The organism is Candidatus Binatia bacterium, from assembly GCA_036382395.1.
GTDB lineage: Bacteria > Desulfobacterota > Binatia > HRBIN30 > HRBIN30 > JAGDMS01.
The window spans coordinates 1-13,197 of sequence record DASVHW010000405.1 but is presented as its reverse complement, the minus strand read 5'-3'; the positions used below and the strand labels follow the sequence as shown (position 1 = coordinate 13,197).

Here is a 13,197-nt window from a genome sequence, read left to right as displayed (position 1 = left end):
ACGGAACGAAACTCGCCAGCTTGCGCGACGCCAATACCTTCGTGATCGCCGCCGTCAACGTCGTCTTCCCGTGATCAATGTGCCCAATCGTCCCCACATTCACGTGCGGCTTCTTGCGCTCAAACTTTTGCTTCGCCATGGACCCTTCTCGTCAACCCAGGAGAAGCCCAGGAGCGGAATCGAACCGCCGACCTCCTCCTTACCAAGGAGGTGCTCTAACCAACTGAGCTACCTGGGCGTTTAGCTCACACACGCATCACGGCGTGTCAACCAACGGTTCCTGTCGTGTTCCGACTGCTGACCTCCATCTAATCAAGCGGGAAACGGGACTCGAACCCGCGACCCTCAGCTTGGAAGGCTGATGCTCTAACCAACTGAGCTACTCCCGCGCTCTAAGCACGTCCATCTTCACATCGTCCTTGTGGAGAGGGGAGGATTCGAACCTCCGAAGGCATACGCCGGCAGATTTACAGTCTGCTCCCTTTGGCCACTCGGGAACCTCTCCGCACACTGGAGCCGATGGCCAGACTTGAACTGGCAACCTACTGATTACAAGTCAGTCGCTCTACCTCTTGAGCTACATCGGCCCTGCCGCGCCACCATCCCGTGCCGAACCTACCCATCGGTGTGCAGAGGAGCCTGGCGCAAAAAGTGCTTCTTATAATAGACCCCACCTCGTGTCAATACAATCGCGGAACTTCTCAGATCCCCCGCTTCCCACTCCACCTCTGCCAGCGCCGCACCACTTCGTAGAGCACAACCGCGGCCGCCACCGAGGCGTTCAAGGCTTCTATCCTTCCTAGCATAGGAATGGAAACGGCAAAGTCGCATTGCCTTGCCACCAGTGGTCGCATCCCGGCCTCCCCTCCCACGACAACCACCACTTGTTCCGGAAGTTCAGCCTCATAGAGGTTCGCGCCACCTTTCGGGATCAATCCAACGCTCCAGTAACCGACTTTCTTCAGCATCTGCAGCGTACGCGCCGTATTCGTCACGCGGCATACGGGCACCACCGCCGCGGCCCCGGCAGCCGCCGCTTCGACGACCGCGGTAATGTTAACAGCTCCATCCTTCGGAAGAATAACGCCACCGGCACCCACGGCCTCTGCCGTTCTGAGCAATGCACCGAGGTTATGCGGATCCTGCACTTGGTCCGCCACGATCAGCAGCCGCGGCACCCCTGCGGTCATCTGCTCCAGTTCGACGTAGGGAAAGGGCTGAGCAATCGCGACGATGCCCTGATGCCGGGCGGAGCCGGCCAGAGCGGTGAGCGTGGGTTCGTCGCTTGGCTGTAGGCGCACACCTGCGTCGCGGCCCATTCCGAGTAGCGCGGCCAACCGTGTGGTCGCCCGAGAGTCATAGTGGAGCGCCTTCAAGTCTCCCGGCCGGGATCGCACCCACTCTGTCACGGGATGGAAGCCGTACACTCGGCGTTCTCCCGCCGGCAGGAGGCCCCCTCGATTTACAACATTTCGCCGTTTCACTACCATCATGCGTCCGTGCGCACCATCAACCACTACGTCCTGCGTGAGATCTCCGTACCGTTTGGCCTCGGCCTGGCAGTCTTCACCCTTATTCTGCTGGTTGCACGGATTCTCAAGCTGGTCGAAATGGTGGTCAACCGCGGCATCCCGCTGCTCGAGGTGCTCAAACTCTTCTCATACATCCTACCCGTCTTCCTCGAAGTGACGGTGCCGATGGCCTTACTCCTCGGCGTTCTCGTCGCCTTCGGCCGGCTGTCGTCCGACAGTGAGATCATCGCGCTCAAGACCTCTGGCATCAGCCTCTATCAGCTCTTGCGTCCAGTGGCATCCTTCGCCGCGGTCATCTACGTCGTCGCACTTGGCTTGTCATTGTATGCGCGGCCGTGGGGGAACAGCCTCTTGCACAGTGGGTTATACGAGATCGCCAAGACACGGGCCAGCGCCGGCATCAAGGAGAAAGTGTTCAACGATGACTTCTCGGGCCTGGTTATCTACGTCGACCATATCGAGCCACCGGGGAACACGCTGCATGGCATTCTGATTTCCGACACCCGAGATAGCGCGCAGCGAAATACTGTATTCGGCAGAATCGGCATCCTCGTCCCCAACGAAGGCCTGCACGTGCTCACGTTACGTCTCCTGGATGGCAGCATCCACGCCTTTTACCCGAACGACCAGAGTTACCATCGTACAGACTTCAGCCTCTATGATATCACCCTCGACCTGAACACGGCGCTGGCCAATCTGCGCCCACGCGAGAAGGACCCGAGCGAAATGACGATCCCGGAATTGCGGCAGGCAATCGCCGCCAAACGCCTTGCTGGCCAGCCTGCCTTTTCTGAAGCGGTCGAGCTGCACCGGAAGTTTTCCATCCCGTTCGCTTGCCTAGCCTTCGCCGCCATCGGCATTCCTCTGGGAATCCAGCCCTCCCGGGCGGTGCGCTCGCGTGGCTTCACACTCAGCCTGGCGTTGATCTTCCTGTATTATCTGCTGCTGACGCTCGGCGAGAACCTGGGTGAGCGGGGCGTGCTTCCCCCCGGGCTCGCCATGTGGTTGCCCAACATCCTGCTCACGCTTCTCGCCGTCATTCTGTTCATGCGTGCGGCCCGCGAAACCGGAGTCACACGACCCGCGAGACTCAAGCGGTGGCTCCTGGCGCTGCGCTTCCGGTTCGCCTCGCTAGCGGGGTCGAGGTCTCGTTAGGCTCATGCAATCACGCTATGCCGTGTTATCGGTAACGAGCCGGTATCTGATCCGCGAGTGTATCAGCGTGTTCATTCCGGTCGTGCTCGCCTTTCTGGTTCTCTATCTGATCGTCGATTTTTTCGACCGCCTGAACCTGTTGCTGCAGAACCACGCCGATCCTCTTTCCGCCTTTCGCTACTTTCTGTTCAAGGTCCCGCTCATCATTACCCAAATCACGCCGCCCGCGGTGCTGGCAGCGATGCTGCTCAGCCTCGGGATGTTATCTCGCCGGAACGAGATCATCGCCCTGCGGGCATCGGGTGTGAGCCTAGCGCAGATGGCGTTACCCTTGCTGGCCGTCGCCGGACTCCTGAGCCTGGGCACACTGCTGTGGAACGAGACCCTGGTCCCCTACTGCACGCGGGCGTACCAGTACGTCAACAACATCGAAATCCGTAAGCGGCCTCAGCGTGGCATTCTAAGCGAACGTGAGATTTGGTACCACGGCGCCGACGGCTTCTATAACATTGATCAAATTGATCCACGTCGCGGGGTGTTGCTCGGCCTGACCATCTACCAGACGGGCCCCGATTTCGAGTTACGCAGCATCATCGAAGTCGCCTCGGCTCGGTGGACCGGCAGCAGCTGGGCAACCACGGGTTCGGTCGAGCATACGATCGCCAGTGATGGGCAAGTCAGCACGCGACAGATTCCTCCGGATCAAGTGGTGATTCACGAACCGCTCGGCGATTTTCTCGAAATCCACCGCGAACCGGATGAACTCAGTTACCTGGAACTGCGCCAGCGGATGCGCGACCTCTCGCGCAAGGGAATTGACGCCTCGAGTTACCTGGTCGATCTCAACATGAAGCTCGCCGTCCCCTTCACGGCGCTGGTGCTCACCTGTGTTGCTATTCCCCTGGCCGGGCGGGTGCAGCGGCACCCCAGCTTGGCCGGAATCGTGGGTACCGGATTGGCCCTCGGCTTCGGCTACTGGGTGGTCCTCGCGCTCAGCAATGCCCTCGGCCAGAGCGGCGTTCTACCCCCCGTGGTATCGGCATGGGCCGCCAACGGCATCTTCCTCTTGCTGGGAGGAGGACTGTTCCTGAGCGTCGAGTGAAGACGGCCTACCGTTTCGAGTACTGCGGGCGCTTGCGTGCCTTGTGGCGACCGTATTTCTTTCGCTCAACCTCTCGCGGGTCGCGCGTGACGTAGCCGGCCTTCTTCAATGCTGGTCTGAGCTCAGCATTGGAGTCGATCAGCGCGCGTGTGATGCCATGTCGTATGGCGGACGCCTGCGCTGAAACACCGCCGCCGCAGACGTTCGCTGAGACATCAAACTGGCCCGCCGTGCCAGTCAACTCAAACGGCTGTTGAACGATCATGCGAGAAGTCGGACGGCCGAAATAGTCGTCTAATAGGCGGCGGTTCACAACAATATTACCGCTGCCAACGACCAGGTAAACGCGGGCGACGGCGCTTTTGCGCTTCCCGGTGGCAGCATGCGTGATTTTTCGATCGGACATGTTCACACTCCTACGCTCAGAGCGTCACGGGCTGCTGCGCGGCATGCGGATGTTCCTGGCCCGTGTAGATTTTCAACTTCGTGGCGAGCTGCCTCCCAAGCCGGTTTTTCGGTAGCATGCCCTCCACCGCCTGGCGCAGAACGCGCTCCGGGTGTTCGCTCAGTTCACGAGCAGCGGTACTGGTACGCAACCCACCGGGATAGCCGCTGTGGCGCCGGTAGAGCTTTGCCTCGGCCTTGTTGCCCGTCAGACGCACCCCGCCCGCATTCACCACGATCACGAAGTCGCCCACATCTTCGTGCGGCGTGAAGGTGGCCTTGGTTTTTCCGCGCAGCAGGTTGGCGATCTGAGTGGCTAAGCGGCCCAGCACCTTTCCCTGCGCATCAATCAGACACCAGCGGCGTGCCACTAAGGCATCCTCTCGCGTAGGCATATATGTCGTCTTCATATGAACAATCCCAATTCAATACAGGAAGCAGAAAACCCCTCCACCGAGGGGTTTTCTTCCCGAACCAACGTGGCGGGGTGGACGGGACTTGAACCCGTGACCTCCGACGTGACAGGCCGGCGTTCTAAACCGAACTGAACTACCACCCCAATGCGTTCCGATTCCGTGCGCTTGATGCCCTACTTCCATCAAAACGATCATACTCCTTAGCACATTTACGCTGGGCGAGATATCTCACCCCTGGAAGTGGGCGGTATCCGATTTGAACGGATGACCCCCGGCTTGTAAGGCCGATGCTCTCCCGCTGAGCTAACCGCCCGCCGAGGAGTCAGTTCAGGGAATCTTTCAGGGTCTTGCCGGCTTTAAACTTAGCCGCACGTGACGCGGAGATTTCGATGCTCTCCCCTGTCTTCGGATTTCGCCCGGTACGTGCCTTCCGGGTAGACACCGAGAAGGTGCCGAACCCTGAGATGTTCACCTTGTCCCCCTGCTTTAAAGCCGCAACGACGTCATCAAAAAGCGTATTGATTGCACGCTCGGCCGTCGCACGGGGCAAATCAACTTTGCTGGCGACAGATTCGATAAGCTCGGCTTTCGTCATGGCGACCCCTTCCCACGCCCCTGAAGAGCGTGGTGCCGCCGTATAACAGCGGCACCAGGTGAAGTCAAGAAAGTATCAGTGAGTAACCACGTCAGTTTCTGCTGCTGGTTCTTGAAAGGGCGCTGGCGCTGGCACCGTCACCTCCGCCACAGCCGGTTTCCTCAGGAAATCATCCGGGTTGTTCAAAACCAGCGCCTGCCGCAGGACCTGATCCATGTGATCGACCAGCTTGATCGTGATGCTCCTGAGAATCGTCGGCGGGATCTCCTTGATATCCTTTCCGTTTTCCGTCGGTATCAACACCGTCTTGATGCCAGCCCGGTGAGCCGCCAGCACTTTCTCCTTGAGCCCCCCAATCGGCAGGATGCGGCCACGCAAAGTGACCTCACCCGTCATGGCGAGATCGTGGCGGATCGGGATCTTGATCAACGCGGACACCAGCGATGTCGCCATGGTGATGCCCGCAGACGGGCCATCTTTGGGAATAGCTCCTTCCGGCACGTGGATATGAATATCCACCCGTTGGTAGAAGTCGCGATCCAGTCCAAGCTCCTCAGCGCGGGAGCGCACATAGCTCAGTGCGGCCTGGGCCGACTCCTGCATCACGTCGCCTAGTCGGCCGGTAATGATGAGCTTTCCCTTGCCCGGCATGACGGTCACTTCGATCGCAAGCAGCTCTCCGCCAAGTTCGGTCCATGCCAGGCCAGTGGCAACCCCAATTTTTTCTTCGCCCTCAACTTTGCCGAAACGGAAGCGGGGCGGACCAAGGTACTTCGCGAGGTTCTTGCCAGTCACCAGGACCTTGGCACTGCGGTCCGACTTCACCACCTCTACGACCATCTTGCGGCAGATCGAAGCCAGCTCGCGCTCCAGATTTCGGACCCCGGCCTCCTTAGTATAGTGGCGGATGAGGCTCATGAGCCCGTTGTCTGAGATTTCGAGATTTTCCGGTTTCAGGCCGTTGGCCTCAAGCTGCTTCGGGACCAGGTAGCGCTTCGCGATATTCAGCTTTTCAAGGTCCGTGTATCCGGCGATACGGATGATCTCCATCCGATCCTGCAGGGGTCGAGGGATGCGTTCCAGCGTATTTGCCGTCGTGATGAACATGACCTTGGACAAGTCGTAATCCACATCCAGGTAGTGATCATTGAACGTCGAGTTCTGCTCGGGATCCAGGACTTCGAGCAGCGCGGACGACGGATCACCACGGAAATCGGTGGACATCTTATCAACCTCGTCCAGCAAAAACACCGGGTTGCCCGCGCCAGCCTTCTTCATGCACTGGATGACCTTGCCCGGCAGCGCACCGATGTAGGTCCTCCGGTGTCCGCGAATCTCGGCCTCATCGCGGACGCCACCGAGCGACACGCGCACGAATTTCCTGCCGGTTGCACGGGCGATGGACTTGCCGAGCGATGTCTTGCCAACGCCAGGCGGACCGACCAAACAGAGGATCGGCCCTTTCATCTGGCCGACCAACGACTGCACTGCCAGGTACTCCAGGATGCGCTGCTTCACCTTCTCCAGCCCGTAGTGATCGGCCTCGAGGACCTTCTCGGCCCCTTTGATGTCGAGCTTGTCCTCGGTGTACTCATGCCACGGCAAGGAAATGATCCAGTCGATGTAGTTGCGGACGACCGTCGCCTCAGCCGACATCGGAGACATCATCTTGAGCTTCTTGAGCTCTTTCTCGACCTTCTCCTTCGCCTCGGCTGACATTTTCTTCTGCTTGATCTTCTCCTCGAGCTCTTGGATTTCGTTCTTGAATTCGTCCTTCTCCCCGAGCTCCTTCTGAATGGCGCGCATCTGCTCGTTGAGGTAGTACTCTTTTTGCGTCTTCTCCATCTGTTTCTTGACGCGGGTACGGATGCGCTTTTCAACTTCTAGAATCTCGATCTCCGAACGCATGTGGCCGAGGACTTTCTCCAGGCGTTCGGCGGGATTGGTGATCTCGAGCAGGGCCTGCTTATCCTCCAACTTAATTCCGAGGTGGGCCACGATGGTGTCCGCCAGGCGCGCTGGATCATCGATCGAGGCCACGGACATGATCATCTCAGGTGGGATTTTTTTGTTCAGCTTGACGTAGTTCTCAAAGGTCGAGTTGACCGAGCGTATCAGGGCCTCGACCTCAGTGCTCTTCTCACAGGGCTCCTCGATTTCCTCAGCCGCGACCAGAAAGAATTCCGCTTCCTCTAGATAGCGCAGGATGCGGGCCCGCTTCTTCCCTTCGACCAGCACCTTGACCGTACCGTCCGGCAGACGCAGGAGCTGCACGACCGTCCCGAGCGTTCCGACCCGGAAGATATCGTCCTCGCTAGGCTCGTTCGTCTTCGCCTCGCGCTGTGCGGCGAGCAAGATATACTTCTGCTTATTCATCGCCTCTTCGAGCCCCTTGATGGACTTCTGGCGCCCCACGAAGAGCGGCACCACCATGTGTGGGAACACGATGATGTCGCGCAAGGGCAGTAGGGGCACGCGCATCCCACCCCCGGGGGCTGAGGCATCGCGTTTATCGTTGCGAAAGAGCATACGTTGCTTCCTTATTCTGCGCGCCGCCCGCTCTTACGCGGTCTCCGCCGCCTTCTGGTAGAGAACGATCGGTTGCTCGCGCTTTGTCACAACTTCTTCGGAGATCAAAACCTCTTTGATGGCGGGCTGGGAGGGGATGTCATACATGACGTCGAGCATAGTGTTCTCCAGAATTGCTCGCAGGCCCCGCGCCCCTGACTTGCGTTTCAAAGCCTCCCGTGCGATCGCCGTCAACGCCCCATCCGTAAACTTGAGGTGAACCGTCTCCATTTCAAATAGCTTCTGATACTGGCGTGTCAAGGCATTCTTCGGCTCGCGCAGGATACGCACCAGGTCTTGTTCTCCCAGTTCGTCAAGCGTGGCAATGACCGGAAGCCGTCCGACAAACTCCGGGATCAGTCCGAATTTCAGGAGATCCTCCGTTTGCACTTCGTGCAGGAGGTCACTGACGCTGCGCTCTTCCCTGCGCCGGATGTCGGCCCCGAAGCCCATGCCTTTCATGCCGATTCGTCGGCGGATGATTTCTTCCAACCCCACGAAGGCACCGCCACAGATAAACAGGATGTTGGCGGTATCCACCTGCAAAAACTCTTGTTGCGGATGCTTGCGGCCACCCTTTGGCGGGACACTTGCGGTCGTGCCTTCGATGATCTTCAGCAGGGCTTGCTGGACCCCCTCACCCGAAACGTCGCGGGTGATGGAGGGATTGTCGCCCTTGCGCGAGATTTTGTCGATCTCGTCGATGTACACAATGCCACGCTGCGCCTTTTCGACGTCGTAGTCGGCGTTCTGGAGGAGGCTGAGAATGATGTTTTCCACGTCCTCGCCGACGTATCCGGCCTCGGTCAGGCTGGTAGCGTCCGCAATCGTGAAGGGAACCTGGAGGAAGCGCGCCAGCGTTTGCGCCAGCAATGTCTTCCCAGACCCTGTCGGGCCGATGAGCAAGATATTCGATTTCTGCAACTCGACGTCACCGGTGACCAACTGGGTATCGATCCGCTTGTAGTGGTTGTGCACGGCGACCGCCAGCACCTTCTTGGCGCGCTCTTGGCCGATCACGTACTGGTCGAGCACCTTCTTGATATCGACCGGCTTCGGCACCGCCGACGTCGAGGCCAGTCCCTCTTCCTGATCGCACTCTTCAGCGATGATGTCGTTGCAGAGATCGATACACTCGTCACAGATGTAGACCGTCGGTCCGGCAATCAGCTTCCGCACCTCATCTTGGCTTTTGCCACAAAAGGAACACACCAAATTGCCGCTCCGGTCGTCACCGTGCTTGGCCATAACACCCCTCACACTTTCTTCGTCGGCCTCGACGAAATCACTTCATCGATGAGGCCGTACTCCACCGCCTGCTTGCTCGTCAGGAAGAGATCTCGGTCCGTGTCCTTTTCGATCTTCTTGAGACTCTGCCCCGAGTGCTTGACCAAAATGTTGTTGAGCTGTTCTCGCACCCGCAGAATCTCGCGCGCGTGGATGTCGATGTCTGAAGCCTGTCCCTGTAGCCCGCCCATAAGCAAGGGCTGGTGGATCATGATCCGCGCATGCGGCAAGGCAAACCGCTTTCCCGGCGCCCCCGCCGCCAGCAGCCACGCCCCCATACTGGCCGCCTGACCGAGGCAGAGCGTCGACACTTGCGGCTTGATGTATTGCATGGTGTCGTAGATGGCGAGACCGGCGGTGATCGAGCCGCCAGGAGAGTTGATATAGAAGTGAATGTCGCGCTCCGGGTCTTCCGATTCGAGGAAGAGCAACTGCGCGGTAACCAGGTTGGCGATATCGTCGGTCACTGGGGAACCCAGGAAGACGATCCGGTCTTTCAGCAAACGAGAGTAGATGTCGTACGCCCGCTCGCCCCGCCCGGTCTGCTCGATAACTATGGGGACAAGACCCATGAGATCCGCGTCTCCTTCTTCATCTGACGGAGGATTTTAGCCACTTTCCACCACATCAGCAACGTTCGAGGGCGATTCAACGTCTGTAATGCGAGCGCGACTCACCACGATGTCGATCGCGCGCGACTGCAGCATCTGCGTACGCAGTTGCCGCCGCGCTTCGTCGTTCTGATAGAATGCGCGCGCTCGTTCCGCAGCCGCACCCGCCGCCTGTACCAGCGCCTGCACGCGCGCTTCGACTTCGTCATCGCCGATGCCGATGCCCTCCTGTCGCGCAATCGCTTCGAGCAAGAGCGCGACTTTCACCTGCTCCTCAGCGCGCGGCTCGAGTTCCTTGCGGAGGTGGGCACGCGCCTGCGAATCATCTTTGAGACGCCCGCGCCTTTGCTGCCAGTCATGCAAGACATCCTCGACGAGCGCTTCCGTGCGTCGCTGCACCAGCGCACTTGGTATGGCAATGTCGTGTCCCTTGGCCAGTTGCGTCACAATGTCCCGGCGCACCGACTCGTCCGCCCGACGCACCGCCTCCTCTTCCAACTGTCGCCGCACCCGCTGGCGCAATTCCTCGAGCGTGGAGCACTCACCGTGGTCCTTGGCAAACTCATCATCTAGGACCGGTACTTCCTTCTTCGAGAGCGAGCCGATGCGGACCTTAAACTGCACCTTCTTTCCCGCCAGTTCCGTGGCGGCGTGGTCAGCCGGATACGCGACCTCAAACTCCAGCTTGGCACCAATTGCCTCACCAATGAGGTGCTGGTCGAAGCCTGGAGGGAACCCATTGGCCCCGATCTCCACCTCGCGGCTCTCGCCCCGGCTGATCATTCGGCCTTCCCCCAGCGCCTCGTAGTCGAGGGTGACAACATCCCCAGCCTCGACGTGCGTGCGCTCGGTCACGGGATGCAGCTGGGCCAACGATGCACGCAGCCGATCGAGGTATTCGGTCACGTCGGCGTCGGTGACCCGCATGACCGGACGTTCGGCCGTCAGCCCTGCGTAATCTTCGACCGTAACCTCCGGCTTCACTTCGACTGTCGCGCGGTAACGCAGCGCGGATCCCGCCTCCGTCTGCTCGGTCACGATCTCCGGTTGCCCCACCGCCGGAATATGCTGTTCCTCGAGTGCCTCGGCGTACGAATGCTGAATAAGCTTGGCGAAGACCTCCGCACGCACTCGATCACCAAACATCCGCTCAAGGACATGGCGAGGGACCCGTCCCGGACGAAACCCCGGAACTTTCGCGGCGCGCGCGAGATCGTTGTAGGCTTTATCGAGTTCCGCGGACACGGTCTCGGCCGGCACCTCTACCGCGAGGCGCCGACGGACAGAGTCCACCGTCTCCACATCAACTTTGAACACCATTATCCCACCTACTGTTTCAACCTAATCACACGGTCAGAGGGGATTCAAGAAATTTTCAGAAACCCAAACATCGCGCCGCGTGACGCTGAGTGCGAGAGGGGGGACTCGAACCCCCACGGTTACCCACTAGATCCTAAGTCTAGCGCGTCTGCCAATTCCGCCACTCCCGCGGCCAAACGAGCCGCTTCTAGCAGTTCCCTGGCTCTGGCGGCAAGGCAACCTCTCTGAAGCGAGCCCGGTCTCGGCGCATTCAGTGCGGTGAGCCGTGCGACTCGCCCGCGTCATCCAGCACCTCCAGTCGAAGCCGCCCGATGATTTCGATCATCCCGAGCTGTTCCTCCAGTCCCCCGACGACGAATTTGATGTGCGTGGCATCGGCCGGGAACTGGTGCAACGCCGGATCAATGGAGACCCAACGTCCCAGCCACACTTCGCACCAGGCGTGGTAGAAGAACGCCCCGTTGATGTACACCGCACCGGCAACCATGCGCGTCGGCATTCCGGCAGCCCGACCGAGCGCCGCCAGCAGCACCGCATGTTCGTTGCAGTCACCTTCACCCATGTCGAGCACCTGCAGCGCATTCGGTATGCTGATCGTTGGAACCTTGCGAAGGTAATTATACACCCAGTCGTTCAGGCGCATCGCGGCACGCACCGCGTCCGGCTCGGCACCGACCACGTCATGCACCACCCCCAGGAGCCGGGGGTGCTCGCTTTGCAGGAAGGCGGTGGCCTTCAGATCCTCCGCGTGAGCGTCCCCCCTGTATGGCAGTGGGTACGATTGCAGATCGGCCAGGCTCCGCCGGATGATGGTTAGGACCGAGCCGTTGCGCACCTGCTCCTCGTCGCTCGGAACTTTTTCCGTGGGGATGCCTGCCAACCGCAGGCGTAACGACATCCGCTGCCGCGCATCTTCGATGGGTCGGTCCACAGGAACTGCCGCATTGGCTACGAGATCCCATGCCGTGTCCTTCGTCCACTCAGCATTCAGAGCCTGCTCTCTGCACGTCCTCACCAGAACCATCCCCATGGGACCTTCTTCCCGCAGGACCACTCCTGCCTCATCGGTCCACGCGGTGGTGTGGAGGCCGTGGAACTCCTCGCGTACGCGCCACGCTTGCGTCCCACCTTTGTCGCCCGGCAGCGGCTCTTGCCGTTCGACCGTAATCGACATGCGATCGTTCTTGAGCGTAATCGGGTCGAAGACTTGTGCCTCAAACCGGCGGCCTGGTTCGAGCGCTCCAACGTCAAGCGACGCACGCAGCGTCGAGGGCAGATACAAAGGCTCGCGCAGTGGGAGCACCTGTTCGGAGATGTCTTGCCCGGTCTGAATCGTCACCCGCAGCCCGTCGGAATCCACGACTCCGGTCGCCCGCAGATCCCCGGCCCCGCTCCTCAGTTCGAACTCCACGTCACGCAAACTGAAATCGCTCGCCGTATGACCGCGGAGCCTCGTCTGCACCGTCTGTGGCCTCTCCATCACGACGAGCCGCAAGAGCGACTCCTCAGCAAAGGCAAAGCCCCCCGAGGCAGCGTCAGCCGAGAGCAGCGAGCGAGTGTAGCCGATTTTCAGCCCCTCATGGTAGACGTTCATCCATTCGTCACGATCTGCGCCTGCAGCCTTCTGCACCGCAAACCGGTTTGTGGGCGCCAGCACCCAGGTCCGACGCACCAGCGCCGCGACCATTGCAAGCCAGAAAGACACGATCAGTATCGACACAGTCTTGCGCATGCCTTGCTCCAACTACCGACTCCCGACTATTGTTGTTGGTCGAGCCAACGCCATGGCCCACCGATTCGCCATCGACAAGATGCTTGGCCGGCTAGCCACCTGGTTGCGCATCATTGGGCAGGATGCCACGTACGGGGCGCACCTGTCCGGCGAGACGCTCCTGCGCCATGCGCGTTCGGAGGGACGCATCATTTTGACCCGGGACCGTCGTTTTCTGCAGCAACGAACCGGCGTTCCCCTACTGTTCATTCAGCATGACCATTTCCGCGAGCAGCTACAACAGGTCGTTTCTGCCTTCGGCATCGACCCCTTCGCCGAGGCTTTCACGCGCTGTGCCCGTTGTAACGAGTCCCTCGTCGCCGTCCAAAAGGAAGAGATCGCTGATCGTGTGCCACCGTACGTCTTTAGCACCCAGACGCACTTCGTGCGCTGTCC

The 13,197-nt window shown here is 59.9% G+C and carries 13 protein-coding genes and 7 tRNA genes; 3 read left to right on the top strand and 17 right to left on the bottom strand.

What is annotated here, in order from left to right; all coding sequences use genetic code 11:
* The 6 genes from VF515_19840 to rlmB form a co-directional block, all read right to left on the bottom strand.
* Positions 1 to 139: GTP-binding protein (locus tag VF515_19840; GenBank protein HEX7409878.1), on the bottom strand; the 139-nt coding region annotated here is incomplete at its 3' end.
* A 25-nt stretch (positions 140 to 164) separates the two neighbouring features.
* Positions 165 to 238, bottom strand: a tRNA-Thr gene (locus VF515_19835).
* Positions 239 to 315: 77 nt separating this feature from the next.
* Positions 316 to 389, bottom strand: a tRNA-Gly gene (locus VF515_19830).
* Between the two features lie 33 nt (positions 390 to 422).
* A tRNA-Tyr gene (locus VF515_19825) sits at positions 423 to 505 on the bottom strand.
* A 6-nt stretch (positions 506 to 511) separates the two neighbouring features.
* Positions 512 to 587, bottom strand: a tRNA-Thr gene (locus VF515_19820).
* Positions 588 to 701: 114 nt separating this feature from the next.
* Complete coding sequence (rlmB, locus tag VF515_19815; GenBank protein ID HEX7409877.1) at positions 702 to 1,490, bottom strand: 23S rRNA (guanosine(2251)-2'-O)-methyltransferase RlmB; 789 nt, start codon at positions 1,488 to 1,490, stop codon at positions 702 to 704.
* Here rlmB and lptF point away from each other — a divergent pair.
* Positions 1,413 to 2,687, top strand: a complete 1,275-nt coding sequence (gene lptF / locus VF515_19810) for an LPS export ABC transporter permease LptF (protein HEX7409876.1) — start codon at positions 1,413 to 1,415, stop codon at positions 2,685 to 2,687. The genes rlmB and lptF overlap by 78 nt on opposite strands.
* Positions 2,688 to 2,691: 4 nt before the next feature.
* Positions 2,692 to 3,789: an LPS export ABC transporter permease LptG gene (gene lptG / locus VF515_19805; GenBank protein ID HEX7409875.1), complete on the top strand. Its 1,098-nt coding sequence runs from the start codon at positions 2,692 to 2,694 to the stop codon at positions 3,787 to 3,789.
* A 7-nt stretch (positions 3,790 to 3,796) separates the two neighbouring features.
* Here the strand turns inward: lptG and rpsI are convergent, their stop codons facing one another.
* The 11 genes from rpsI to VF515_19750 all read right to left on the bottom strand — a co-directional run bounded on the left by rpsI (position 3,797) and on the right by VF515_19750 (position 12,762).
* Positions 3,797 to 4,195: a 30S ribosomal protein S9 gene (gene rpsI, locus VF515_19800; GenBank protein HEX7409874.1), complete on the bottom strand. Its 399-nt coding sequence runs from the start codon at positions 4,193 to 4,195 to the stop codon at positions 3,797 to 3,799.
* Positions 4,196 to 4,211: 16 nt separating this feature from the next.
* Positions 4,212 to 4,643, bottom strand: coding sequence for a 50S ribosomal protein L13 (gene rplM, locus VF515_19795; GenBank protein HEX7409873.1), 432 nt, complete (start codon positions 4,641 to 4,643; stop codon positions 4,212 to 4,214).
* A 70-nt stretch (positions 4,644 to 4,713) separates the two neighbouring features.
* Positions 4,714 to 4,792, bottom strand: a tRNA-Asp gene (locus VF515_19790).
* A 98-nt stretch (positions 4,793 to 4,890) separates the two neighbouring features.
* A tRNA-Val gene (locus VF515_19785) sits at positions 4,891 to 4,962 on the bottom strand.
* A gap of 9 nt (positions 4,963 to 4,971) precedes the next feature.
* Positions 4,972 to 5,244 carry an HU family DNA-binding protein gene (locus VF515_19780; protein HEX7409872.1) on the bottom strand — a complete coding sequence of 91 codons (273 nt, stop codon included), beginning with the start codon at positions 5,242 to 5,244 and terminating at the stop codon, positions 4,972 to 4,974.
* Positions 5,245 to 5,319: 75 nt separating this feature from the next.
* A complete protein-coding gene (gene lon / locus VF515_19775; GenBank protein ID HEX7409871.1) occupies positions 5,320 to 7,773 on the bottom strand; it encodes an endopeptidase La in 2,454 nt (817 codons plus the stop codon).
* A gap of 33 nt (positions 7,774 to 7,806) precedes the next feature.
* Positions 7,807 to 9,060, bottom strand: coding sequence for an ATP-dependent Clp protease ATP-binding subunit ClpX (gene clpX / locus VF515_19770; protein ID HEX7409870.1), 1,254 nt, complete (start codon positions 9,058 to 9,060; stop codon positions 7,807 to 7,809).
* An 8-nt stretch (positions 9,061 to 9,068) separates the two neighbouring features.
* On the bottom strand, positions 9,069 to 9,671 hold the full coding sequence (clpP, locus tag VF515_19765) for an ATP-dependent Clp endopeptidase proteolytic subunit ClpP (protein ID HEX7409869.1): 603 nt from the start codon (positions 9,669 to 9,671) through the stop codon (positions 9,069 to 9,071).
* Between the two features lie 36 nt (positions 9,672 to 9,707).
* Entirely contained in the window at positions 9,708 to 11,030 is a 1,323-nt protein-coding gene (tig, locus tag VF515_19760) for a trigger factor (GenBank protein ID HEX7409868.1), read from the bottom strand.
* Between the two features lie 90 nt (positions 11,031 to 11,120).
* Positions 11,121 to 11,200 (bottom strand) — tRNA-Leu (locus VF515_19755).
* A gap of 80 nt (positions 11,201 to 11,280) precedes the next feature.
* Positions 11,281 to 12,762, bottom strand: coding sequence for a transglutaminase-like domain-containing protein (locus tag VF515_19750; GenBank protein HEX7409867.1), 1,482 nt, complete (start codon positions 12,760 to 12,762; stop codon positions 11,281 to 11,283).
* A 52-nt stretch (positions 12,763 to 12,814) separates the two neighbouring features.
* Here VF515_19750 and VF515_19745 point away from each other — a divergent pair.
* A partial coding sequence (locus tag VF515_19745; GenBank protein ID HEX7409866.1) for a Mut7-C RNAse domain-containing protein occupies positions 12,815 to 13,197 on the top strand: 383 nt, incomplete at its 3' end.

What these genes read in the sequence shown, in the direction of transcription:
- lptF (HEX7409876.1), top strand. Translation starts at nt 1,413, where the DNA reads ATGGAAGCCGTACACTCGGCGTTCTCCCGCCGGCAGGAGGCCCCCTCG.
- rlmB (HEX7409877.1), bottom strand. Translation starts at nt 1,490, where the DNA reads ATGGTAGTGAAACGGCGAAATGTTGTAAATCGAGGGGGCCTCCTGCCG.
- lptG (HEX7409875.1), top strand. Translation starts at nt 2,692, where the DNA reads ATGCAATCACGCTATGCCGTGTTATCGGTAACGAGCCGGTATCTGATC.
- rpsI (HEX7409874.1), bottom strand. Translation starts at nt 4,195, where the DNA reads ATGTCCGATCGAAAAATCACGCATGCTGCCACCGGGAAGCGCAAAAGC.
- rplM (HEX7409873.1), bottom strand. Translation starts at nt 4,643, where the DNA reads ATGAAGACGACATATATGCCTACGCGAGAGGATGCCTTAGTGGCACGC.
- VF515_19780 (HEX7409872.1), bottom strand. Translation starts at nt 5,244, where the DNA reads ATGACGAAAGCCGAGCTTATCGAATCTGTCGCCAGCAAAGTTGATTTG.
- lon (HEX7409871.1), bottom strand. Translation starts at nt 7,773, where the DNA reads ATGCTCTTTCGCAACGATAAACGCGATGCCTCAGCCCCCGGGGGTGGG.
- clpX (HEX7409870.1), bottom strand. Translation starts at nt 9,060, where the DNA reads ATGGCCAAGCACGGTGACGACCGGAGCGGCAATTTGGTGTGTTCCTTT.
- clpP (HEX7409869.1), bottom strand. Translation starts at nt 9,671, where the DNA reads ATGGGTCTTGTCCCCATAGTTATCGAGCAGACCGGGCGGGGCGAGCGG.
- tig (HEX7409868.1), bottom strand. Translation starts at nt 11,030, where the DNA reads ATGGTGTTCAAAGTTGATGTGGAGACGGTGGACTCTGTCCGTCGGCGC.
- VF515_19750 (HEX7409867.1), bottom strand. Translation starts at nt 12,762, where the DNA reads ATGCGCAAGACTGTGTCGATACTGATCGTGTCTTTCTGGCTTGCAATG.